Origin of the sequence: Collinsella sp. LCP19S3_D5 (genome assembly GCF_052121415.1) — a bacterium.
Classification (GTDB): Bacteria; Actinomycetota; Coriobacteriia; order Coriobacteriales; family Coriobacteriaceae; genus Collinsella.
Genome location: NZ_JBQKEH010000001.1, coordinates 84,281 through 104,922, shown reverse-complemented (window position 1 = coordinate 104,922; position 20,642 = coordinate 84,281). Strand labels below are relative to the sequence as shown.

The following is a 20,642-nucleotide window of genomic DNA, read 5'->3' as shown; positions in this document are numbered from 1 at the left end:
CTTAGTCCTCGGCGTTGTAGCCAAAACGGCGAATCTGGGCCTCGTCGTCACGCCATCCGGCCTTTACCTTCACGTCCAGCTCCAAAAAGACCTGCGTGCCAAAGATGCGCTCAAGATCGCGACGGGCGTCGATGCCGATATGCTTGATCATCTCGCCGCCCTTACCGATGATGATGCCCTTTTGGCCCTCGCGCTCGACGTAAATGGTGGCATGCACGCGCAGCACCTTCTTGGTCTGCTCGAGCGCATCGCAGATTACGCCAACGGAGTGCGGAATCTCATCACGGGTGCGGCGCAAGACCTTCTCGCGCACAAACTCGGCAACGAGCGTCTCGTCGGAAGCGTCGGTACCCATGTCCTCGGGGAACCAACGCGGGCCCTCGGGCAAAAAGTGCGCAACGGTCTCGATGAAGGCATCGACGTTGAAGTTCTTGACCGACGACGTCACGATCTCATCGTCATATTCCATGAGCTCGTGGGCGGCCTTAAGCTGCTCCATGACCTGTGCGGGATCGGCCTCATCGGCCTTGGTGAGCACCAGAACCTTCTTGGAACGGGCGCATCTGACGCGCTCGGCAACCCAGGCGTCTCCCCTGCCGATCGGTTTGGTGGCATCAATCAAAAACGCGACGACATCGACATCGTTTAGCTCGAACAACGCGCTCTTGTTGAGCTCGGACCCCAGACCGTCCTTGGGCTTGTGGATACCCGGGGTATCGACAAAAACCAGCTGGTAGCCAGGGCGATTGACGACGGCGCGCATGCGACGGCGGGTCGTCTGGGCCACCGGCGAGGTGATGGCGACCTTTTTGCCATAGCAGGCGTTGAGCAGCGTGGACTTACCGGCGTTGGGGCGGCCGACCAGGGCCACGAAGCCGCTGCGGAAACCGGGCTCAACGTCGCAAAAGCCCGCGAGGTTGTCGTCCTCGTCGCACAGGGCGTCGAGCTCCTCGTCACTCATGCCCTCAAACGGGTCGAACTCCTCGACCTCGCAAGCCTCAGTCGCTTCGGCATCCACAGCATCCAGGGACTCGTCGTCCAGCATTTCATCGATAGGCTGCATATTGTCGGACATGAAGATCCCTTTCTAAATAAAGCCGAGCGCGTGGGCAAATACCAACAAGCCCACAATCGCGGCGGTGATGGAAAGAACGTATACGGAGGCGGCGGCGATATCCTTTGCACGCTTTGCCAGCGGATGGAACTCCTGGGTCGCCAAATCGACAATCGCCTCCATGGCGGTGTTGCACAGCTCGCCGTGAATCACCAGGCCGCAGCAAATGATAATCGTAGCCCACTCGGCAATGTCGAGCCCCACGATGCAGCCGGCAATGACAGTGCACACACCCGCCACGAGCATGACCTTAATGTTGCGCTCGGTCTTGACGGCGGTAACGAAGCCCTCCATGGCGTAGGAGAACGACTTTAAAAAGGACGGATGGTCCTTGTTCGATCCGGGAATCATAGACGGCTCCTAGTCGTGGGCATGGTTGGTGATGGGGCCGACGTGAACCAGCTTGGGGTCCTCGCCGCGCTCGAGCGCCAAATCGCGCAGGATGGCGTCCTCGCGGGCCTCCATGACCTCGGCCTCGTCGTCCACGATATGATCGTAGCCCAGTAAATGCAACATGCCATGCACGAGCATCAGGCGGCACTCATCGGCAGGACTATTGCCAAAGCCGGGAGCCTGACGGGCAATGACCTGCGGGGCCAAGATGATATCGCCGAGCTCGAGCGTCTCGTCGGCTGGGACATCCTCGTCAAAGGCCGAGTCGCATTCGAACGAGAGGACATCGGTGGTAAGGTCGATACCGCGCCACTCGTGGTTGAGCTCGTGCATCTCATCCTCATCGACATACGAAAGGGAAATCTCGACTTTTCGCTCAACGCCCTCGGCAGCAAGCACGACCTCGCAGATGTGCTCTACCTCCTGCGCGTCAAGCAGCGTATCGAGCTCGGCATCGTTGCTGATCAATACACTCAACGGGACTCCTTTCGGTCGCGCACGCGTTTCTCGCGCACGCCATCATAAGCATCATATGCCTCGACGATTCGCCCCACCAAGGCGTGACGCACCACGTCGGCACGCTCGAGGTGCGAAAACGCGACATCGTCGACACGACCCAAAATCTGCTCAACGTCGGCAAGACCGCCGCGACGACCTACCAAGTCACGCTGGCTCAGGTCACCGGTAATCACAAACTTGGAGTTAAAGCCTAAGCGCGTCAGGAACATCTTCATCTGCTCGGGCGTGGTATTTTGAGCCTCGTCGAGCACCACGAAGGCATCGCTCAGCGTACGACCGCGCATGTAGGCAAGCGGGGCGATCTCGATCACGCCACGCTCCATAAGCTCATCGGTGCGCTCGCGATCCATCATGTCAAAAAGGGCGTCGTAGAGCGGACGCATGTAGGGATCGATCTTTTCCTCGAGGGTACCGGGCAAAAAGCCCAAGTTCTCCCCCGCCTCGACAACCGGACGTGTCAAGATCAGACGGCCCACCTCGTGACGCTTGAGAGCGGCAACGGCAAGCGCCATGGCCAGATAGGTCTTACCGGTACCGGCAGGACCCAAGCCAAACGTGATGGTATGCGAGCGGATGGCATCCACATAGCGCTTTTGACCGAGCGTCTTGGGGCGAATGGCACGACCGCGATACGAAAGCAGCACATCATCGCGAAGCGACGTAGCCCCGTACTCACCGTCGCGCAAGACGGCCAGGCAGCGAGAGACATCGTCGACAGACAGCGTCCGTCCGGCGGCAGCCTCGCGAAAAGCATGCTCGAAAAAGCGCGCCACGAGCTCGACCTCGTCCGGGTCACCGCACACGGCGATACGGTCGCCACGGGCGACTACGTGGGCGCGAACCAAGCTCTCGAGCGCACGAAGGACGCCGTCGCCGGCACCCAAAACGCGCGAGGGATCAATTCCATCGGGAACGGTAAGTCTAATCTTCGAGGCTTCCATGAACCTCCCTGCGTGCATGGACCAAGCCGGAATCATCGACTCCGATGATAGCAACATCGAGCAGGCACGGGGCTGTGAGTCCGCAGGTATCGTCAAGACGGGCATGATGGAACGAACCGAGCGTCAGGTTGTCGCCATACTCGAGCACGGCACGCTCGACGGTGCCCACGCGACGGCGGGCGTCGGCAATGGCAAGTTCCTGCGCCGCGGCTCGCATACGACGGCTGCGCTCAGCCATAACCTCGGGCGGCACCTGGTCGGGCATGTCGGCAGCAAGGGTACCGGGACGCTTGCTATAGCGAAAGACATGCATGCGCGAAAAGCCCACGCGACGGCACAGCGCCAGCGACTCCTCAAATTCCGCGTCCGTCTCGCCGGGAAAACCGACGATGACGTCGCACGAAAGGGACGCCTGAGGCAAGTTGGCGCGGATCATACGCACCGTCTCCTCAAATGCCTCGGCGCTATAGGGACGGCCCATGCGATGCAGGGTCGCCGTGCAGCCAGACTGCACGGGCAGGTGCAAAAACGGGGCGATGCGCTGCGGATAGCGCGCCATGACCTTAAGCAGGGGCTCGGAGATATCCATGGGCTCGACCGAGGAAATGCGCACATGCGGAATAGACGTACGCTCCATAATTGCCTCGAGCAGCTCATCGATCTCGACGTGTTCGTCAGTCGCACTCTTGCCATCGTAGGCGCCCAGGTTCACGCCCGTCAGCACCACCTCGGGCACGCCGGCCTCCTGAGCCTCACGAACTTGTTCGAGCACAGACTCGACCGGCACGGAGCGCTCGGGGCCGCGGGCCTTCCACACAATGCAATAGGTGCAACGATGGTTGCAGCCGTCCTGGATCTTCACACCCAGACGCGAGCGACCGAGCGCGTCGACCACATCGCCGTCGCTACAGGCGGCCACACTATCGGACTCAACGCCCAGCACCTCGCAGACGCGTTCGGCGACATCGATCTTAGACGGCTCCGCGATCACGCGGTCCGAAAGCTCCAGAAGCTCCTCGGGGTGCAAATTGACAACGCACCCGGTCACGACCACATAGGGCTCTTTTGGATGAGCCAGCGCATGGCGGACGGCCTTACGGGTCTTGGCCTCGGCCTCGCCCGTAACGGCACAGGTGTTAATGACGATCAGCTCCGCATCCTGAGGCTCCACCATTGCAAAACCCAGGCGCATAAGATCGGCAGTGATACGGTCGGACTCAACCCGGTTGACACGGCAGCCGAGGTTGACAACAGAGATATGAGGTGCGAGCACGCGGGCTCCTTAATCGAGGATGTCGTCGAGAGCGCTCTTAATGCGATCGGTCACCGATTTCTTGCCGGAAGCGACATCGTCGCCCGACTCGGCGGCGAAGGCCTCGAGCAGCTCGCGCTGCTTGGCGGAAAGGTTCGTGGGGACGAGCACGCGCAGCTGAACGATCAAGCGTCCACGCGAGCCGCCACCGCCGATACGGGGCATACCGTAGTTGTTGACACTCACGGTGTCGCCGTACTGCGTACCGGCGGGGACGCACACCTTGACGACCTCGTCGGGCAAAATGCCCTCAACCTTAATCTCGCAGCCGAGCGCAGCCTGCGCAATCGAGATATCGCTCACGAGGTACAGGTCGTCGCCGTTGCGTTTAAAACGCTCGTGATCGGCGACGCGCACGTTGACGATCAGGTCGCCGGAGGGCTCACCACGAAGGCCTGCCTCGCCAAAGCCGCTCACGCGCAGCTGACGACCGGTCGAGACGCCGGCGGGGATATCGATGTCGATCTTTTCATGCGAAGGCGTGCGGCCCTGACCGTCGCAGGTCTCGCAGGGATGGTCGATGACCGTGCCTTCGCCATGGCAGTCGGGGCAGGGCGAAGAGGACTGAACCTGACCCAGGAACGAGCGCTGGACCGTCGTGACATAGCCCGTGCCGTGGCAACGGCTGCACTGCTTTTCGGCCGCGCCCTCGGCCCTACCGGTGCCATTGCAATCCTCGCAGGGGGCAAGGCGGTCATAGCTGATCGTCTTTTTGCAACCGAGCGCCGCCTCCTCAAGGGTAACCGAAAGGGAGATGGCCATATCGCGGCCGCGACGACGCTCGCGGCGATTTCGGGCGCCACCGCCGGCACCGCCGCCAAAGAACGACGAAAAGAGGTCATCCATGCCCATGCCGCCAAAAATATCGTTAATGTCGACATAGCCGGAGCCACCGGGGCCGTCGGGCGAACCGTAGCGATCGTAGTTTGCACGCTTCTGCTCGTCGGAAAGAACGGAATATGCCTCGTTGAGCTCTTTGAACTTGGCCTCGGCATCGGGGTCGTCCGAAACGTCCGGGTGTACGGTACGGGCCTTCTTTAGAAACGCGCGCTTAATCGTCCGCGCGTCGGCATCCTTGTCGACGCCAAGTACCTCGTAGTAATCCCTATTTTCCGACACGACCGAATCCTTCCGACTTTCATTATTGTCACAGTGCGTCCTATACCCAAGCTGGGCCGACCGCAAACAAAGGGTTTAATGTTATTGCATTGCGTAGGGCGAAAGCATGGCACGTTGCGAGCAACTCGCAAACCAAACCGACACGAGAGCAAACATAAATCCGTTGGCAAAACCGTTGGCAAACTGCATCGCGCCGCGCTTCCACCACAGCAGGCTGCGGTGAAGCACGCCGTCCGAGAGCACCATGAACAAGCCCATGGCAAACGGAACAAAGCACATCATGGCAAAGGCTGAGAACACGCCCGAGATGGCCGACAGCACCAAAAAAGGCGCCACGATGCCCATCAGGTAAAAACCGGTACGAGCCTTGCCCTCCAGGCGTTCGGCCTCGACATGGGCGCGCCCGACCAAATCGCCGCCCGAGGCACCGTTGGTGCCGGCGTGACCCATGCCGTCAATATGGATCTCGTCGCCATCATGCGTGCCGGCGGGAAACTCAATCGTCTGCTCGGAGGTCACACGGGTCCGCCCGCTGCCACCGCAATCGGGGCAGGGGTCGGCGACGACCTTACCGGAACCGCCGCACTCGGGGCAGACCGACTGGAACGTGCCGGCACCAAACAGGAAGGACAGGTCGACGTCGATGTGGCCGCGACCGCCGCAGCTCGGACAGGTATGTGCATGCTCGGAGGAGACAGAGCCCGAGCCTCCGCAATGACCACAGGTATCGAAGCGCGTATAGCGGACGGTCTTGCGGGCACCACCCTTGGCCTCCTTGGCGTCGAGCTTAATATCGACGACCACGTTGGCGCCGTTCTCGGGATTATAGGCAGCCTGGCTGCGACGCTGCTGGCCCCAGGCGCCACCAAAGGGAAAGCCGCCCTCAAAGGGATTGCCATAGCCTGCGCTGCCGGCGTAGCCGCCGCCATAGGGCGAAGCAGAAGGAGCGCCGGCGAAGGGATTGCCCGAGCGCATGGCATCATAGCGCGCACGCTTCTGCTCGTCCGAAAGCACGGCATAGGCCTCGGAAACCTCTTTAAACTTTTCCTCGGCATCCGGCTCTTTGTTGACGTCCGGATGGAGCTTGCGGGCCTTTTGCTGAAAGGCCTTCTGGATATCACGCGAGGTGGCGTCCTTGGAGACACCCAAGATCTCGTAGTAATCTTTTTCGTTCATCGTCGCCATGCGCGGCAACCTCCTGCTCACAGCAGCGTATATATTGCGGTAATTCTACCCGAGCGGCCTAAGCTAGACCCCAAAACAGCTCGAACAGCATATTTCCATCGAGCCAGCCCAAGCGGGTGGGCGCTAAACGGGCACGGGCGCGACCTGCTACAACATCTTTTGAGGTAATGCGCCCCGCACGCCCCTCGACATCAATGGGCACCCAGGTGGCAAGGCCCAACTCGAGCGCACGGTCACAGGACGCCGCCAGCTCGTCTGCAGGAATCACGCTTGCCGAGCGAACCAACAGGTCGGGCCCAATGCCACGCGTCATGCGGCAGGCAAGCATCAAATCCTCCGCCGCCGCCTCGCGCTGCGACAGATACTCGGCATCAAACGTCGTCGCGGCATCGTCGCGTTGTACCAGGCGCACGCGATACGCATCGCCGCGAGCGGGCACGTCGGGATAAAGCCCGGCCAAGCGATCGAAATCCTCGGCGTCGAGCATACCAGCGGCAGAGCGACCCAGGCCCAGATAGCCCCGTCCGGTCCAATAGGCGATGTTATGCGAGCACTCATGATCATCGAGTGCATAGCTTGCCACCTCATACGGGTGATAGCCGGCCGCGCCCAGACGCTCGCGCGCCGCTTCCATGCACGCAGCCTGAAAATCCTCGTCGGGCTCGAGCGACTCGTCGTAACACGCCATGCGGTAGAGCGGCGTGCCTTGCTCGAGCGTGAGGGGGTACACCGACACATGTTGCGGCGCCGCTGCCAACACGCCATCGAGCGTGCGCTTCCAACTCGCTGCGGTCTGCCCGGGAAGGCCGCACATAAGGTCGCACGACACATCGAGTCCAACATCCTTAACCGTCGTGATAGCAGCGAGCGCCCGATCGGCATCGTGAATGCGGCCGATGGCGGTAAGCTCGGCATTATCGAGCGTTTGCACACCCAGAGAGACGCGTGTGACACCAACCTTGGCAAGCGCAGCGGCAAGCTCGGCGGTCAGCGACTCAGGATTAGCCTCGCAGGTAAACTCAACGGGCTTGCACCACATGCAAATACGCCGGGCAAGCTCCACCAGACGCTCTCCCGCCAGCGACGGTGTGCCGCCGCCAACATAGACGGTGCGGACCTGTGCTAACGCCCCGGTGTCTCCAAAGACATCAAGGCGCGCATACAGCTGCTCAAAATAGGCATCGAGCGCAGCGCTCAGGTCGCACGGAGCAAAACTGCGTGAGTCAAAGTCGCAGTACCGACACTTTTGAGCGCAAAACGGCACATGCACGTACAGCGCGGTAACGGCCACCGTTAGGCCTCCAGCGGATGGGCGGGCACCGACTCGCCAGCGGCAAGTGCGGCCTCGCAGGCCACCACATCGCGCTCGATATCATCGACCAATGCCATGAACTCCTCATATGTGGAGCAACGCACCACCTGGGCGCGCCAGGCGGCAGCATGGGGCATGCCCTTTAGATACCAGCTTGCATACGTACGGGCACGCGACATGAGCGGCAGAAGCTCATGCGTCAGCGTGAGATGCTCGCGCAGGGCGTCCAGGCGCTCGACAGAGCTGCGCACCGGCACCGGTACGCCATTGAGCGCAAGGGCGCGAGCATCACCAAAGACCCAGGGATTACCGTAGATACCGCGTGCGATAAACACCGCGCTGGCACCCGAGTTGCGCAGATGCTCCGCGGCATCCTCGGCCGAGAACACGTCGCCCGAACCGATAACGGGAATCTCGACGGCATCGGCCACCTCATCGACGACCGACCAATCGGCCTGACCCGCATAGAGCTGCGTGGCACAGCGACCATGCACCGCCACAGCAGCGGCGCCCGCCCCCTCGAGCATCTGGGCAAACGTCGCGGCATTGCGATCTTCGGCATAAAAGCCTTTGCGGATCTTAACGGTCACGGGCACGTGCGCCGCGCCCACCGCCGCCTCGACGATCTTCTCGGCCAGCTCGGGCGTGCGCATGAGCGCCGAGCCCTCGCCTTTGGTGACGACCTTGCGAGCCGGGCAGGCCATGTTGATATCGATCAGCGACAGGCGATCGCCCACACGCTCCTCGACGGCAGCGACGGCGCTCGCAAATTGATCGGGCTTGGAGCCAAAGAGCTGCACGCAGATCTGCCGCTCCTCGTCTGCCGGCAGCACCAGGCGCCACGTCTTATTGCTGGCATAGGCAAGGCCCGCCACGCTCACCATCTCGCTATAGGCAAGATTGGCACCGCGGCGGCGGCACATGATGCGACAGGCGGGATCGGTCACGCCGGCCATGGGAGCCATAAGGAACGGCTGCTCGGCATAGGCACCCAGCAGCCGCGTACTGTATTCAGAAAGCGCCATGGAACTACTCGTCCACCTTGAGGATCGCCATAAAGGCCTCTTGCGGGACCTCGACCGAACCGATGGCCTTCATGCGCTTCTTGCCCTCTTTCTGCTTCTCGAGCAGCTTGCGCTTACGCGAGATATCGCCGCCATAGCACTTGGCCAAAACGTCCTTGCGGCGCGCCTTGACGGTCGAGCGGGCAATGATCTTGTTGCCGATGGCACCCTGAATGGGCACCTCGAACAGCTGGCGCGGAATAATTTCCTTAAGCTTGTCGCACAACCCGCGGGCCAGGCCATAGGCCTTGTCCTTGTGCACGATAAACGAAAGCGCGTCCACCTCGTCGCCCGAAAGCAGGATATCGAGCTTGACGAGCTCGGAGGGACGATACTCGTTGAACTCATAATCGAGCGACGCATAGCCCTTGGTGCGGCTCTTGAGCTGGTCAAAGAAGTCCAGGATGAGTTCGGCGAGCGGCATGTCGAAGCGCATCTCGACCGATTTGCTCGTGAGGTGGATCATGTCGGTCGTAATGCCGCGGTGCTCGATAGCGAGCTGCATGACGGCTCCCGTATACTCGGGCGGGCAGATAATCTTGGCCTTGAGGTAGGGCTCCTCAATGCGCTCGATGCGCGTAGCCTCGGGCAGATCCTGCGGGCTGCGGACATCAATCATCTCGCCGTCGGTCTTGTAGACGTGGTAGTCCACCGAAGGGCTCGTGGCGATGAGGTCCAGGTTGAACTCGCGCTCCAGACGCTCCTTGACGACCTCCATATGCAGCAGGCCCAAGAAGCCAACGCGGAAGCCAAAGCCGAGCGCCACCGAGGTCTCGGGCTCCCACACCAACGAAGGGTCGTTGACATGCAGCTTATCGAGAGCGTCACGCAGGTTCTCGTAATCCTTGTTGTCGATCGGGAACAAGCCCGTATAGACCATGGGCTTGGCCTCACGGTAACCGGGAAGCGGCTCAGGGCAGGGATTCGACGCCCACGTGAGGGTATCGCCCACGCGAACGGCCTCAGGGTCCTTCAGGCCCGTGACCACGTAGCCCACCTCACCGACCGTCAGCGCGTCGACCGGAGTCTCGGCGGGACGCTTGACGCCCACGCCATCGACCAAAAAGTCGCCCTCGGCCTGCATCATGCGCAGGGTATCGCCCTTCTTGATGGAGCCGTCAAAGACGCGGACCGTGGCGACGACGCCGCGGTACTCGTCAAAATACGAATCCAGGATGAGCGCCTTGAGCGGAGCCGTCGCATCGCCCTTGGGCGGTGAGATCAAAAAGACGATGGACTCAAGCAGATCATGGATACCCTCGCCGGTCTTGCCCGATACGCATACGGCATCGTCGGCAGGAATCGCAAGGTCATCCTCGATCTCGGTCTTAACCTCGTCGGGGTGTGCCGACGGCAGGTCGATCTTGTTGATAGCGGGCACGATATCCAGGTTGGCGTTCATGGCGAGCGTCGCGTTGGAGACGGTCTGCGCCTCGACGCCCTGCGTGGCGTCGACGACGAGCACCGCACCCTCGCAAGCGGCAAGCGAACGCGAGACCTCATAGGTAAAGTCCACGTGGCCCGGCGTATCAATCAGGTTGAACTGATACGTCTCGCCATCGTCGGCGTCATAGGAAACGCGAACGGCATTGGACTTGATCGTGATGCCGCGCTCGCGCTCGATATCCATGGTGTCGAGCAGCTGCGATTCCATGTCGCGCTCGTCGACGGTATGGGTGAGCTCGAGGATCCGGTCACTGATCGTGGACTTGCCATGGTCGATGTGCGCAACGATCGAGAAGTTGCGGATGTGGGAAATGTCAATTGAAGTATTCATGCGGACTATCTTACCCGAGCGGTACAAAAAATGGAGCCTGTTCCATAAAACAGGCTCCATTTATGCGCGTAATCTGTGTGGTGTGAAATTTACAACTTAGGCGTTGATGCTGTTCACGAGCTTGGCAAGACCGGACTTGCGGTTGGAAGCCTGGTTCTTGTGGATAACATGCTTGGCGGCAGCCATGTCGAGGCGCTTGGTGACGGTCTTGAGGGCAGCCTGGGCCTTCTCGGCGTCGCCCTCGGCGACGGCGGACTGGACATGCTTGGTCAGCGTCTTGAGCTCGGACTTGACAGCCTTGTTACGCATGCGAGCTGCCTCATTGGTGCGGATACGCTTCTTCTGAGACTTGATGTTTGCCACTTCTGGAGTTCCTTTCGAGTTCCTTGCAAAAAATGTATGACACCTCTGAGACACGGTGAGGTCATGCAAGCGCCTACTATAGCACGCTCCCCCTCAAAGGGATAGAACGAATTTGTCAAATAGACAGGTATCATCACGATTTTCTCAAGATGTTCGTAATCCAGAGCAAAAGCGCGTTCTGAGAATCGGCCGAACCCTTAAGAGCGAGCTCCACATCGACCGCGCCCTCGAGCGCCGCGACGAGCTCCGCCATCGAAAAGCGGCGTGCCCAGGTCAGGTGATTCTTAACCTGCCAGGGTTGAAGCTTGAGCGTCGCGGCAAGCTCGCGACCCTGCCCACGCGCATCGAGCGCCTTGGCGACGATAAGCTCGCGAATGCGTCCGCACAGCAGCGTGTAGGTCCACACATAGCTCTTGGCGGGTAGCAGCCCAAAAAGCTCAAGCGAGCGGCGCATATCACGAGCCGAGACCGCGTTGAGAAAATCCCAGGGCTGAACTTCGGCCGTGCGCACGATCCAGCGTTCCACATCGGCAAGCTCAATTTGCGGCGCATCGACCATCTGGGCAAGCTTGGCCAAGTCGTTATCGAGCATGCGAGTGTTTTCACCCGAACGCGAGACGAGTTCCTCGGCGGCCGCCGTCGAGATCGACTTGCCGTGCTGCGTCGCCATCTGCTGCACGCGGCGCGGTAGCTCCCAGCGCTTGGTGCCGGAGCAATCGATCACGGCCTTCTTGTCGATCTTGGCGATCGCCTTATACAGGCGCGTGTTCTTGGCAAGCGAGTCGGCGATGATGAGACAGACCGTTGTGGGGCTTGGACTCGCTAAATACTCGACAAGCGGCTCCGAGACCGCCTTGGCAAGCTTTGAGCAGCCGTCAAGGATTACCAAGCGAAACTCGCTGCCCATGGGAAAAGTGTTGAGCGATCCGATAATGGACTCGATATCGGGGTCCTTGGTCATGTCGCGCTCGTCGAGGTTGAACTCGACCATACCCGACTTTTCCAGACGCGCTTTCATACGCGAGACGGCGTGGTCGCGCTTGACTCCGTCGGTACCGACGATCAGATATGCCGGCAGCAGACCGGTTTCAGACATCGCGCTCCCCTCCCGCAGGCTCTCCTGTTCGTACCGTGCCATTCTATCCCACGGGTTGGTCCCGCGCCAACGGCAGCATCACGGTCGCTGACATCGCATGGCAAAACCGGCCGCAGTCGGCGAGACGGTAATGTCGCCTCTCTCGATAGTGCATGCGAACGCGCCGCCCGCATCGCCAACGGCATCGATGCAGGCATCGGATGGATGGCCGTAGCGGTTGCCCTCGCCCGCGCTCGCAATAGAGAGCTCGGGCTTAAGGGTTTCCAGCAGGTCTGTATCGACGGAAACTTTTGAGCCGTGATGCCCCAGCTTGAGCACATCGATATCACCCACCTCCTGTACAAACTCGCACTCCTGATCGAGCTCGGCATCACCGGTGAGGAGCATACGCAGGCTTTTGCCTTCCTGAGCATAGGAGAGCAGCAAGACAAGCGAGTCCTCATTGCCCTCACCGTCAACCGTATCAAACGGCCACATCACACGAGCCCGAAATGCGCCGATATCGACTGTGTCTCCGCGAGCCACCTGCCGATACGTGACGCCTGGGCGATTCAGAACCTCAGCAGGCGCGCTGCCCAGCGCATCCGCCGCAACCGCAATGCTTCCAACCGAAAACCGATCGAGTACGTCGGGAAGACCGCCCCAATGGTCTTCATCCCAATGCGTCACGAAGACGGCGTCGATATGGTGGACGTTATTGCGAACCAACGCCGACACCACGCGCGCGTCGAGCCCACAGTCGACGAGCGCCACGGCGCCACCCTGACGAACCAGAATCGCATCGGCCTGGCCAACATCAAGGACTGTCACCGAAGGCGGCGCACATCGATCCCAATAGACATACGGAACGCCCGCCGCAAGCATCAAACACAGCAGCCCCACTGCCATGGGCCGCGCGCTGGGGCGTGGCCACAAGACCAAGAGGACCACCAGCGAAAAAGGAACCACGTATACCAAGGGCGTATCGGGCGGCACGCTTACGGATGCGCCCGGAACGGCAGCAAAGAGCTGCTCAAAGAACAGGGCACAGCGAGCGATAGCCATGGGCACCACAAGCGCCCCGTGACGCAAGAGCGGCACAAGCGAGCAAGGCACCAGCACAACCGAAGATGCGAGCAGAACGCTTATCACCGGACCGATCACGGCATTTGCAAGCGGGGCAATGAGCGAAAACATCCCAAATGCGGGAATGGTTACGGGAAGTGTCGCGAGCTGCGAGCACAGCGTGACGGACAAAATACTGGCAACCCCCGATGGCACGCTCAGCTCGCCCAAGGCGTAGGTAGCGTAGGGGCAAAAACAAAGGATGGCAAAAACACTGGCGCACGATAGCTGAAAACCCATCTCGAACAATACTGTCGGCCGCAGCAACATAAAGATTGTCATGGTCAAAAATAGAGCCGAAAGGCCATGCCGACGACGTCCGGCGCCGTTGACGACAAGCGTCACCGCCACCATACAGCACGCGCGCACGGCCGAGGGCGAAGCGCCCGTAAAGACGGCATAGGCAGCGAGGGCCAGCACCAACAGCCCTCTCTGCAGCCCACGAGAGAGGCGAGTCTTTTGCAGGGCGCTCTCAATCACAAACCCAACGATGGCAAGATGGCTGCCCGAGACGGCGATAAGATGTGCGGTGCCCGTTACCGAAAACAAATCGCCCGCCGGCTGAGCACGCAGCTCGGAGGAGCGTCCGCAGACAACGCCGGCAATGAGCGAGCGCGCCGGATCGATCTCGGGCACGATAGCGGCAAGGAGCTCGTTTCGCAGCCAGGGCAACGGCCCCGGAAAGCCCTCGTCAACCGATACCAACCGGATGACCTTAACTTTTCGAAGCTCGCCCCGAAGCACGCGTGAGCGCCCATACGCATCATTCTCAAAACGCGAAATTCGACCGACAGCATGCACATGCGAACCGGCACCGAGCTCACGATCACACGACAGCCGTATCTCGCCCAAGCGCTTTCCACCCGCATATGAATCACAGGTATAGGAGTACGTCCCGTCATTGATGGATGGGTCACCCTGTACAACAAACTCGAGACTGCTCGCAGCTCGATTATCCAGTGCCGTCGAAGCACGCAGCGCCCCTATCGCCCAACCCGCGGACACGACCGCTCCCGCCAGGAGGCCGAGGGCCGCGGCATACAGCCATCGCCTCCACCGCACAAGACGCATACAAAACCGAGCCAATACGATGCACGCGGCAGCCGCAACGGGAATGGCCATAAGCAATGTGACGGGCGCTGCCCGCTCTCCCAGCAGCAAATCGGCTGCCACGTTAAGCACCAGGCCGCAGCTCGCACACAAGCCAGAACAAAGGGCCATCGTCCACGGCATCAGGGGCCGCGGCGGCATCACATGCTCGCACTCGGACACACTCATACGCAGATGCAATCTTTAATTTTGGCGAGCTTTTTCTCACCGATCCCCGATACGCGCATGAGGTCATCGACCGAGGCAAAGGCCCCGTTTTGAGTCCGCTCATCGATAATCGACTGGGCCGTAGAAGGCCCGATGCCCGAAAGCGTCTGCAGTTCCGCCGCACTTGCCGTATTGATATTCACAAGCCCCGACGAAGACCCCGCACCAGCAGTCATGGTAGCACCGCTATCGGCCCCGCCGACCGCCGCAGCCGCTTGTTGCTCCCCCACCATCGGAACATAGATCTTTTGACCATCTGTGATCTTGGACGCACGATTAAGCCCTGTCACATCCGCCTCAGCCGTGAGCCCTCCGGCGGCATCGATCGCTTGGGACACCCGCGCTCCGTCTTTGAGCCGGTACACGCCAGGCCTCGCAACGGCGCCATCGACATCGACGTACACCTCAGCAGCAGAAGAACTCTTGGCAGACGACTCATCGGCATCATCAGGTAACCCATCCCCGGCCCCGCGCACACCCGAGGCGCCCGCCTCATCACCACGCTCAAACGACACGCCGCTGGAGCGGCTACCAAAACTTGCCATCGCCAAGCCGCTCGCGGCGGCAATGACAATCAGAATCGCCACGACCATCGCCTTATGGCCGAGCAGCTTTTCTGCCCAGCGGTCCATCCGTTTAACCCGTTCGTGTTGCTCGCGTTGCGCCATAGCAAACACCTCCCAACACCATCGTGTCAGGAAACGAGCGCCGTAGCCTCCGCACGCCCACACCGGTTATCGAAGTCAAACCAAAAGCTGACCAAAACCTTGCAGGATAGTGTCCATTTATTCAGATACACGTCGACAAATGAACTGTTTATCACCTAATGCCCAGATAGAAATAGACCGACGATGCAAATGCACCGCCGGTCTATACACAACATTATTCGTGATCTTGGTAAATCTCACGTGGAGCAAGCTGAGGATGTTTACGTTTTAAGGTCTTAGGGGCCTTGTACGTGTTGCTCTCGAAGTCGATGTACTCGGTCTGTTTGAGCAAGCGCTCAATCATCTCCTCGTGATCGAACAGCTCCCACGCCTCATGCACGGCATCGAGTTTTGCGTGCGTCTCGGGGCGGCGCGGCATAAAGAGCGTGCAGCAATCGGGAGCAGCCTCGGTCGAGATATCGAAGGTACCGATTTCCTCGGCACGCGCGATGATCTCCTGCTTGTCCGAACCGATCAGCGGGCGGAACACGGGGATCTTGACGGCCTCGTTGACGGCCATAATGTTCTCGAGCGTCTGGGAGGCAACCTGACCGAGCGATTCACCGGTCACGATAGCCTTGGCGCCCTCGATATGCGCAATGCGCTCGGCAACCGAATACATAATGCGGCGATACATGATCACGCGCAGGTTGCTGGGGCAGGCCACGGAAATCTCACGCTGGCAATCGCCAAACGGCACCACGTACAGGCGGCCGATCTGGACGCCCGGCGCAAGCGCACGGATAATGTCCTGCACCAAATACTCGCTCGTATCGGGTGTCTGCGGACGACCGGAGAAATGTACCGGCACGCACACCGCGCCGCGACGCGCGAGCATCCAGGTCGCCACCGGAGAATCGATGCCCGACGACAGAAGCGTCACAACCTTGCCGGCGGAACCCACCGGCAGACCGCCCACGCCGCGCTCGGAGCGCGCATACACGTAAACGCTACCCTGGACCACCAGTACGTGCACCATGGCGTCGGGGTCGTGCATCTGGACCTTTTTATCGGGGAAGGCCTCGCACAGTACCTCGCCAACCTGACGATTGATATCAATCGAGGTGAGCTCGTAGTCGGTGTTAGAGCGTTTGGCATGCACCTTAAACGAATCAAAAGGACCAAACTCGCGCAGCGCCTTCGCGGCGGCGGCGCAGTACTCCTGCGGGTCGCGGTTGGTGTGATATGCCAGGGACACGCGGGCAACGCCGGGGACGGTGCGAATGACACGCGCCGCCTCGTCGGCCTGATGCTCGTTAAAGGTCACGAGGATATAACCGGAAATTCGAGACACGGCATTCACGGAAAAGGCGGCCAAGGCCGCCTTGATGTTATCCATGAGGATATGCTCAAAATGTGCACGGTTCTTGCCCTTCAGTCCAACCTCGTGATAGTGGACCAGGCAGACGCGAGCTGCCATTTAGGCTTCAGCAACCTTGTGGCCGAGCGCCTTCTTGTAACGAGCCTCGTCGTAGGAGATATCGCCGTCGACAATCTCGTCCATAGCCATCGAGATGGTATCGGCGCCGGAGAGGCCAATGGTAATGTCATCGACATCCTGAACGGCAAGCACGCGGTTGTGCTGGCCACGCAGCATGCTGTTAATGTCGCAGGCGCGCTTGGAGGCAAGCGAGGCGAGCAGGAAGCGGTTGTGATCGGTCTTCTCCAGAAGATCGTCAATACAAGGCTTTACAACGGACACGGACCTCAGATCCTTTCATGCATATCGAGAACGCGAACGAGCTCATCGGTCGCGCGGTCGAGATCGTCATTCACCACGACGTCGTCGTAGCGGTCGGCAAGGGCAAGTTCATCGGCGGCGTTTGCCATACGCAGCTCGATCGTCTCGGGCGTCTCGGTACCGCGACCGACCAGACGATCGCGTAACACCTCAAGCGAAGGAGGCTTGATAAAGATCAACACGGCCTCGGGGAAACGCTCCTTGACCTGCAGGGCACCCTGGACATCAATCTCCAAGATCAGAGACGAGCCAGAGGCGAGCTTGGATGCGACCTCGCTCACCAACGTGCCGTAGCAGTTACCGTGGACCTCGGCCCACTCAACAAACTCACCGTTTGCCACGCGGCGGTCGAACTCCTCGCGCGTCAGGAAAAAGTAGTTGACGCCGTCGACCTCACCTTTACGTGGCGCTCGCGTGGTAGCCGAAACCGTCAGGCCCAGGTTCGAGCGGCGCTCGCGCACACGAGTGACGAGCGTGCCCTTGCCTGCACCTGACGGTCCAGAAATCACAAAGAGCTTTGAATCCTGAGCGCTCACTTATTTGGTCAGCTGCTCGAGGAGCTGCTCGCGCTGACGGACGCCGAGGCCCTGGACGCGACGGGTAGCGGAGATGCCGAGCTCCTCCATGATCTTGGCGGCCTTGGCCTTGCCATAACCGGGCAGAGACTCAATGAGGGTGGAAACCTTCATGCGGGAAGCGATGGGGTCATCGGAGTTGAGCACGGACTCGAGAGACTTCTCGCCCTTCTTGATCTGCTCGCGAAGCTCAGCGCGGGCGTGACGTGCGGCGGCAGCCTTCTCAAGAGCCTGCTTACGCTGCTCGTCGGTAAGCTGAGGGAGTGCCATTCGAACCTCCAAATAGTTGGGTTATATCTGATGCAATAATTGGCATTTTAGCACGTCAAACGCACTAAATGCCCAATCGACGGCTCCATAGGTTAGACGATACCTGCGAAAAGTGCAATATACGGAGGTCAAAGTTGAGCCCCTGACCTGTGATTCCACACAAAGGATGGGAAAGTTTTCGCAGGCACAAGGGCTAATTTGTGCTAATAAGACGCAAAAGTGGTGACTTGAGGGAATCTTTTACGCGACGTTTTCGACCAGCTCGGCGACGATGGCGTCAAAGGCCGCAACCGGATCGTCGGAGCCGGTAATAGGACGGCCCACCACGATGTGGCTCGCACCGCGCTCGATAGCCTGGGAAGGTGTCGCCACACGGGATTGATCGCCCAGGGCGGCACCCACCGGACGCACACCCGGAGTCACGATCAGCGCGTCGGGGCCGAGCAGCTCACGCATGTCGTGAGCCTCCATCGGCGAGCACACGATACCGTCGATGCCGTTGGCCTGAGCGAGCTTTGCCAGGCGAGCGGCCTCCTCGGCCACGGGCGACTCGACGCCGATCTCCGCCAGCGCATCCTGATTCATGCTCGTAAGTACGGTGATGGCGACGAGCTTGGCGCGGTCCTCGCGCGCCTCCTCGGCACCCTCGCGGCAGGCAGCGAGCATGGCGCCCGAACCCAAGCCGTGGACCGAGAGCAGGTCGGCACCGGCAAGCGAGGCCGAGCGAGCGGCACCGCGCACCTGATGCGGAATGTCATGGAACTTGAGGTCGAGGAAGACCTTAAAGCCCAAATCCTTGAACGTCTTGACGATCTCGGGACCCTCGGCGTAATAGAGCGTCATGCCCACCTTGAGCCAGACGGCATGGCCCGAAAGCTCATGGGCGAGCTCGAGTGCGCGCTCACGGTCGCAGTCGAGGGCGACGATAACACGGTCGCAGGCATCGGTCTCTAGCATTCGAACGCACCTACCAGCTCGTTGATGTCCTTTACGCCCTGGGACTCCGCCCAGGCCTCGAGCTCGTGCGCGATCTTAAGCGAAGCACACGGGTCGACGAAGTTGGCCATGCCGACCGACACGCAGGTGGCGCCGGCCAGGATAAACTCGGCCGCATCCTCGCCGGTCATGACACCGCCGACACCGTTGATGGGGATATCGACGGCCTGGGCGACCTCCCAGACCATGCGCACGGCGATGTGGTGGCACAGCGGGCCCGAAAGGCCGCCCTTGGGCTTGGCCACACGGGACTTGCGGGTGTGCACGTCAATGGCCATGCCCTGGATGGAGTTGATGACCGAAAGGCCGTCGGCGCCGGCAGCCTCGAGGGCGCGGGCGATCTCGGCGACGTTGACCGGAGCCATCTTAACGAACAGCGGCTTATCGGTCACCTTGCGGCAGGCAGCCATAACGGAAGAGGCGCCCTCGGGCGTGGAGCCCATGGCGGCACCGCCGGCGGCAATGTTGGGGCAGCTCACGTTGATCTCATATCCGGCAGCCCAGGGGCACAGCTCGACATACATCTCGAGCGCGCGCACGAACTCATCAACGGAGTGACCGGCAACCTGGCAGATGACCTGGCAACCGTCCTTGGAGAGCTGCTCGAGCCACGGACCGGACTCGCGGGCGAAAGCGGCCACACCGGGGTTCTGCAGGCCCACGGAGTTGATCATGCCGCCGGGGATCTCGGCCATGCGGGGTGCAGGATTGCCGGGCCAGGGCTCGGCAGCGCAACCCTTGGTGGTGATGGCACCCAGCTGGGAGACATCAAAGAAGTTCTGGAACTGCCAACCGTAGCCAAAGGTACCGGCTGCGGTGTTGATGGGGTTCTGCATCTTGACGCCGCCGAAATCGACGGACATGTTCACGGTACCCACTAGAAGACCACCACCTTGGAAGCATCAAACACGGGGCCGCACATGCAGGCGCCCTTCATACCGTCGACCGTCTCGACATTGCAGGTGTTGCAGGCGCCAAAGCCGCAGCTCATCATGCGCTCGAGCGACACCTCGCAGTACGCGCCGGCCTCGGCGGCAGCGGCGGCGACTTTCTTCATCATAACGGCGGGACCACAGCTGGCGACGTAGTCGTAACCGCCCTTGCCGAGCAGCTCAGCGGCAGGGTCGGTGCATAAGCCGTGCGTACCCAACGAGCCGTCGTCGGTGCACACGTTGACCGTGGCCCCCAGCGCGCGGAACTCATCGACGCCCACGACCTTGGACGCGGTGCCAAAACCCAGGCACACGTCAACGGCCACGCCCTGCTCGGCAAGCATGCCAGCGAGGCACAGCACGGGCGGAACACCGATGCCACCCGCCACGAGCAGCGCCTTCCTGGTGCCCTCGGGTACCAGCCAGCCGCGGCCGCCAGGGCCCAACAGGTTGGACTTGGAGCCGGGGCCCATCTGCGACAGACGACGGGTGTCGTCGCCCACGACGGCGTACCACAGCTCGACGGTACCGGCCTCGGCGTCAGAGCGATAGAAGCTCAAGGGCACGCGAAGCAGCGAAGAGGCATCGCCGGGCACGGCGATGTTCACAAACTGACCGGGCTTGAGCGCACTTGCAAGCTTGGGGGCCGAAATAACGAGCGAGAAGATGCCGTCGGCGATCTCCTGGTTCGAGACGACCTCGAAGTCGTGCATGCGTGCAGTGGAAGGTGTGGGCATAGACGCTCCAATCCCCCATGCAGTTGCATGGACCAAACGAACAGAAAGCGCGGCACCGCAAGGGCACC

The 20,642-nt window shown here is 60.9% G+C and carries 21 protein-coding genes; all 21 read right to left on the bottom strand.

Annotated features, from left to right (window positions below):
* Position 1: 1 nt before the first annotated feature.
* The 21 genes from era to ACTQXO_RS00395 all read right to left on the bottom strand — a co-directional run bounded on the left by era (position 2) and on the right by ACTQXO_RS00395 (position 20,550).
* The gene (gene era, locus ACTQXO_RS00495) at positions 2-1,075 is read right to left on the bottom strand and encodes a GTPase Era (RefSeq protein ID WP_441031029.1); all 1,074 of its coding nucleotides are present in this window, start codon (positions 1,073-1,075) and stop codon (positions 2-4) included.
* Between the two features lie 12 nt (positions 1,076-1,087).
* A complete protein-coding gene (locus ACTQXO_RS00490) occupies positions 1,088-1,465 on the bottom strand; it encodes a diacylglycerol kinase family protein (protein ID WP_427726826.1) in 378 nt (125 codons plus the stop codon).
* Positions 1,466-1,474: 9 nt separating this feature from the next.
* Positions 1,475-1,984: an rRNA maturation RNase YbeY gene (ybeY, locus tag ACTQXO_RS00485; protein ID WP_441545361.1), complete on the bottom strand. Its 510-nt coding sequence runs from the start codon at positions 1,982-1,984 to the stop codon at positions 1,475-1,477.
* Positions 1,981-2,967 carry a PhoH family protein gene (locus ACTQXO_RS00480; RefSeq protein ID WP_441031035.1) on the bottom strand — a complete coding sequence of 329 codons (987 nt, stop codon included), beginning with the start codon at positions 2,965-2,967 and terminating at the stop codon, positions 1,981-1,983. The genes ybeY and ACTQXO_RS00480 overlap by 4 nt, the downstream gene beginning before the upstream one ends.
* The gene (locus ACTQXO_RS00475; RefSeq protein WP_370450600.1) at positions 2,948-4,240 is read right to left on the bottom strand and encodes a MiaB/RimO family radical SAM methylthiotransferase; all 1,293 of its coding nucleotides are present in this window, start codon (positions 4,238-4,240) and stop codon (positions 2,948-2,950) included. Before ACTQXO_RS00475 ends, ACTQXO_RS00480 begins: the two co-directional genes overlap by 20 nt.
* 9 nt (positions 4,241-4,249) lie before the next feature.
* Positions 4,250-5,398, bottom strand: coding sequence for a molecular chaperone DnaJ (dnaJ, locus tag ACTQXO_RS00470; RefSeq protein ID WP_441031039.1), 1,149 nt, complete (start codon positions 5,396-5,398; stop codon positions 4,250-4,252).
* An 81-nt stretch (positions 5,399-5,479) separates the two neighbouring features.
* Positions 5,480-6,583, bottom strand: coding sequence for a DnaJ domain-containing protein (locus tag ACTQXO_RS00465; RefSeq protein WP_427747934.1), 1,104 nt, complete (start codon positions 6,581-6,583; stop codon positions 5,480-5,482).
* Positions 6,584-6,641: 58 nt separating this feature from the next.
* The gene (gene hemW, locus ACTQXO_RS00460; RefSeq protein ID WP_441031044.1) at positions 6,642-7,874 is read right to left on the bottom strand and encodes a radical SAM family heme chaperone HemW; all 1,233 of its coding nucleotides are present in this window, start codon (positions 7,872-7,874) and stop codon (positions 6,642-6,644) included.
* Between the two features lie 2 nt (positions 7,875-7,876).
* Entirely contained in the window at positions 7,877-8,920 is a 1,044-nt protein-coding gene (gene dusB, locus ACTQXO_RS00455) for a tRNA dihydrouridine synthase DusB (RefSeq protein ID WP_441031047.1), read from the bottom strand.
* 4 nt (positions 8,921-8,924) lie between these two features.
* Positions 8,925-10,736, bottom strand: a complete 1,812-nt coding sequence (gene lepA, locus ACTQXO_RS00450) for a translation elongation factor 4 (RefSeq protein ID WP_154516289.1) — start codon at positions 10,734-10,736, stop codon at positions 8,925-8,927.
* A 96-nt stretch (positions 10,737-10,832) separates the two neighbouring features.
* Positions 10,833-11,099: a 30S ribosomal protein S20 gene (rpsT, locus tag ACTQXO_RS00445; protein ID WP_022094714.1), complete on the bottom strand. Its 267-nt coding sequence runs from the start codon at positions 11,097-11,099 to the stop codon at positions 10,833-10,835.
* Positions 11,100-11,232: 133 nt separating this feature from the next.
* On the bottom strand, positions 11,233-12,195 hold the full coding sequence (gene holA, locus ACTQXO_RS00440) for a DNA polymerase III subunit delta (protein WP_427747932.1): 963 nt from the start codon (positions 12,193-12,195) through the stop codon (positions 11,233-11,235).
* A 78-nt stretch (positions 12,196-12,273) separates the two neighbouring features.
* Positions 12,274-14,304: a DNA internalization-related competence protein ComEC/Rec2 gene (locus ACTQXO_RS00435; RefSeq protein ID WP_441545360.1), complete on the bottom strand. Its 2,031-nt coding sequence runs from the start codon at positions 14,302-14,304 to the stop codon at positions 12,274-12,276.
* A gap of 269 nt (positions 14,305-14,573) precedes the next feature.
* A complete protein-coding gene (locus tag ACTQXO_RS00430) occupies positions 14,574-15,284 on the bottom strand; it encodes a helix-hairpin-helix domain-containing protein (RefSeq protein WP_441545359.1) in 711 nt (236 codons plus the stop codon).
* Positions 15,285-15,498: 214 nt separating this feature from the next.
* On the bottom strand, positions 15,499-16,743 hold the full coding sequence (thiI, locus tag ACTQXO_RS00425; RefSeq protein ID WP_441545358.1) for a tRNA uracil 4-sulfurtransferase ThiI: 1,245 nt from the start codon (positions 16,741-16,743) through the stop codon (positions 15,499-15,501).
* Positions 16,744-17,025: a DNA-directed RNA polymerase subunit omega gene (locus tag ACTQXO_RS00420; RefSeq protein WP_370450597.1), complete on the bottom strand. Its 282-nt coding sequence runs from the start codon at positions 17,023-17,025 to the stop codon at positions 16,744-16,746. It lies immediately after the preceding gene.
* A gap of 5 nt (positions 17,026-17,030) precedes the next feature.
* On the bottom strand, positions 17,031-17,600 hold the full coding sequence (gene gmk, locus ACTQXO_RS00415; RefSeq protein ID WP_370450596.1) for a guanylate kinase: 570 nt from the start codon (positions 17,598-17,600) through the stop codon (positions 17,031-17,033).
* Positions 17,601-17,909 (bottom strand): integration host factor, actinobacterial type, encoded by a 309-nt coding sequence (mihF, locus tag ACTQXO_RS00410; RefSeq protein WP_006236130.1) that lies wholly within the window; start codon positions 17,907-17,909, stop codon positions 17,601-17,603.
* A 240-nt stretch (positions 17,910-18,149) separates the two neighbouring features.
* Positions 18,150-18,866: an orotidine-5'-phosphate decarboxylase gene (gene pyrF / locus ACTQXO_RS00405; protein ID WP_441545357.1), complete on the bottom strand. Its 717-nt coding sequence runs from the start codon at positions 18,864-18,866 to the stop codon at positions 18,150-18,152.
* Positions 18,860-19,768: a dihydroorotate dehydrogenase gene (locus ACTQXO_RS00400; RefSeq protein WP_427717595.1), complete on the bottom strand. Its 909-nt coding sequence runs from the start codon at positions 19,766-19,768 to the stop codon at positions 18,860-18,862. Before ACTQXO_RS00400 ends, pyrF begins: the two co-directional genes overlap by 7 nt.
* 14 nt (positions 19,769-19,782) lie before the next feature.
* Positions 19,783-20,550 (bottom strand): dihydroorotate dehydrogenase electron transfer subunit, encoded by a 768-nt coding sequence (locus ACTQXO_RS00395; RefSeq protein ID WP_154516544.1) that lies wholly within the window; start codon positions 20,548-20,550, stop codon positions 19,783-19,785.
* Between the last annotated feature and the right edge of the window lie 92 nt (positions 20,551-20,642).

Coding starts and splice junctions, on each gene's coding strand:
- era (WP_441031029.1), bottom strand. CDS start 1,075: ATGTCCGACAATATGCAGCCTATCGATGAAATGCTGGACGACGAGTCC.
- ACTQXO_RS00490 (WP_427726826.1), bottom strand. CDS start 1,465: ATGATTCCCGGATCGAACAAGGACCATCCGTCCTTTTTAAAGTCGTTC.
- ACTQXO_RS00480 (WP_441031035.1), bottom strand. CDS start 2,967: ATGGAAGCCTCGAAGATTAGACTTACCGTTCCCGATGGAATTGATCCC.
- ACTQXO_RS00465 (WP_427747934.1), bottom strand. CDS start 6,583: ATGGCGACGATGAACGAAAAAGATTACTACGAGATCTTGGGTGTCTCC.
- dusB (WP_441031047.1), bottom strand. CDS start 8,920: ATGGCGCTTTCTGAATACAGTACGCGGCTGCTGGGTGCCTATGCCGAG.
- lepA (WP_154516289.1), bottom strand. CDS start 10,736: ATGAATACTTCAATTGACATTTCCCACATCCGCAACTTCTCGATCGTT.
- holA (WP_427747932.1), bottom strand. CDS start 12,195: ATGTCTGAAACCGGTCTGCTGCCGGCATATCTGATCGTCGGTACCGAC.
- ACTQXO_RS00430 (WP_441545359.1), bottom strand. CDS start 15,284: ATGGCGCAACGCGAGCAACACGAACGGGTTAAACGGATGGACCGCTGG.
- thiI (WP_441545358.1), bottom strand. CDS start 16,743: ATGGCAGCTCGCGTCTGCCTGGTCCACTATCACGAGGTTGGACTGAAG.
- mihF (WP_006236130.1), bottom strand. CDS start 17,909: ATGGCACTCCCTCAGCTTACCGACGAGCAGCGTAAGCAGGCTCTTGAG.
- pyrF (WP_441545357.1), bottom strand. CDS start 18,866: ATGCTAGAGACCGATGCCTGCGACCGTGTTATCGTCGCCCTCGACTGC.
- ACTQXO_RS00400 (WP_427717595.1), bottom strand. CDS start 19,768: ATGTCCGTCGATTTCGGCGGCGTCAAGATGCAGAACCCCATCAACACC.
- ACTQXO_RS00395 (WP_154516544.1), bottom strand. CDS start 20,550: ATGCACGACTTCGAGGTCGTCTCGAACCAGGAGATCGCCGACGGCATC.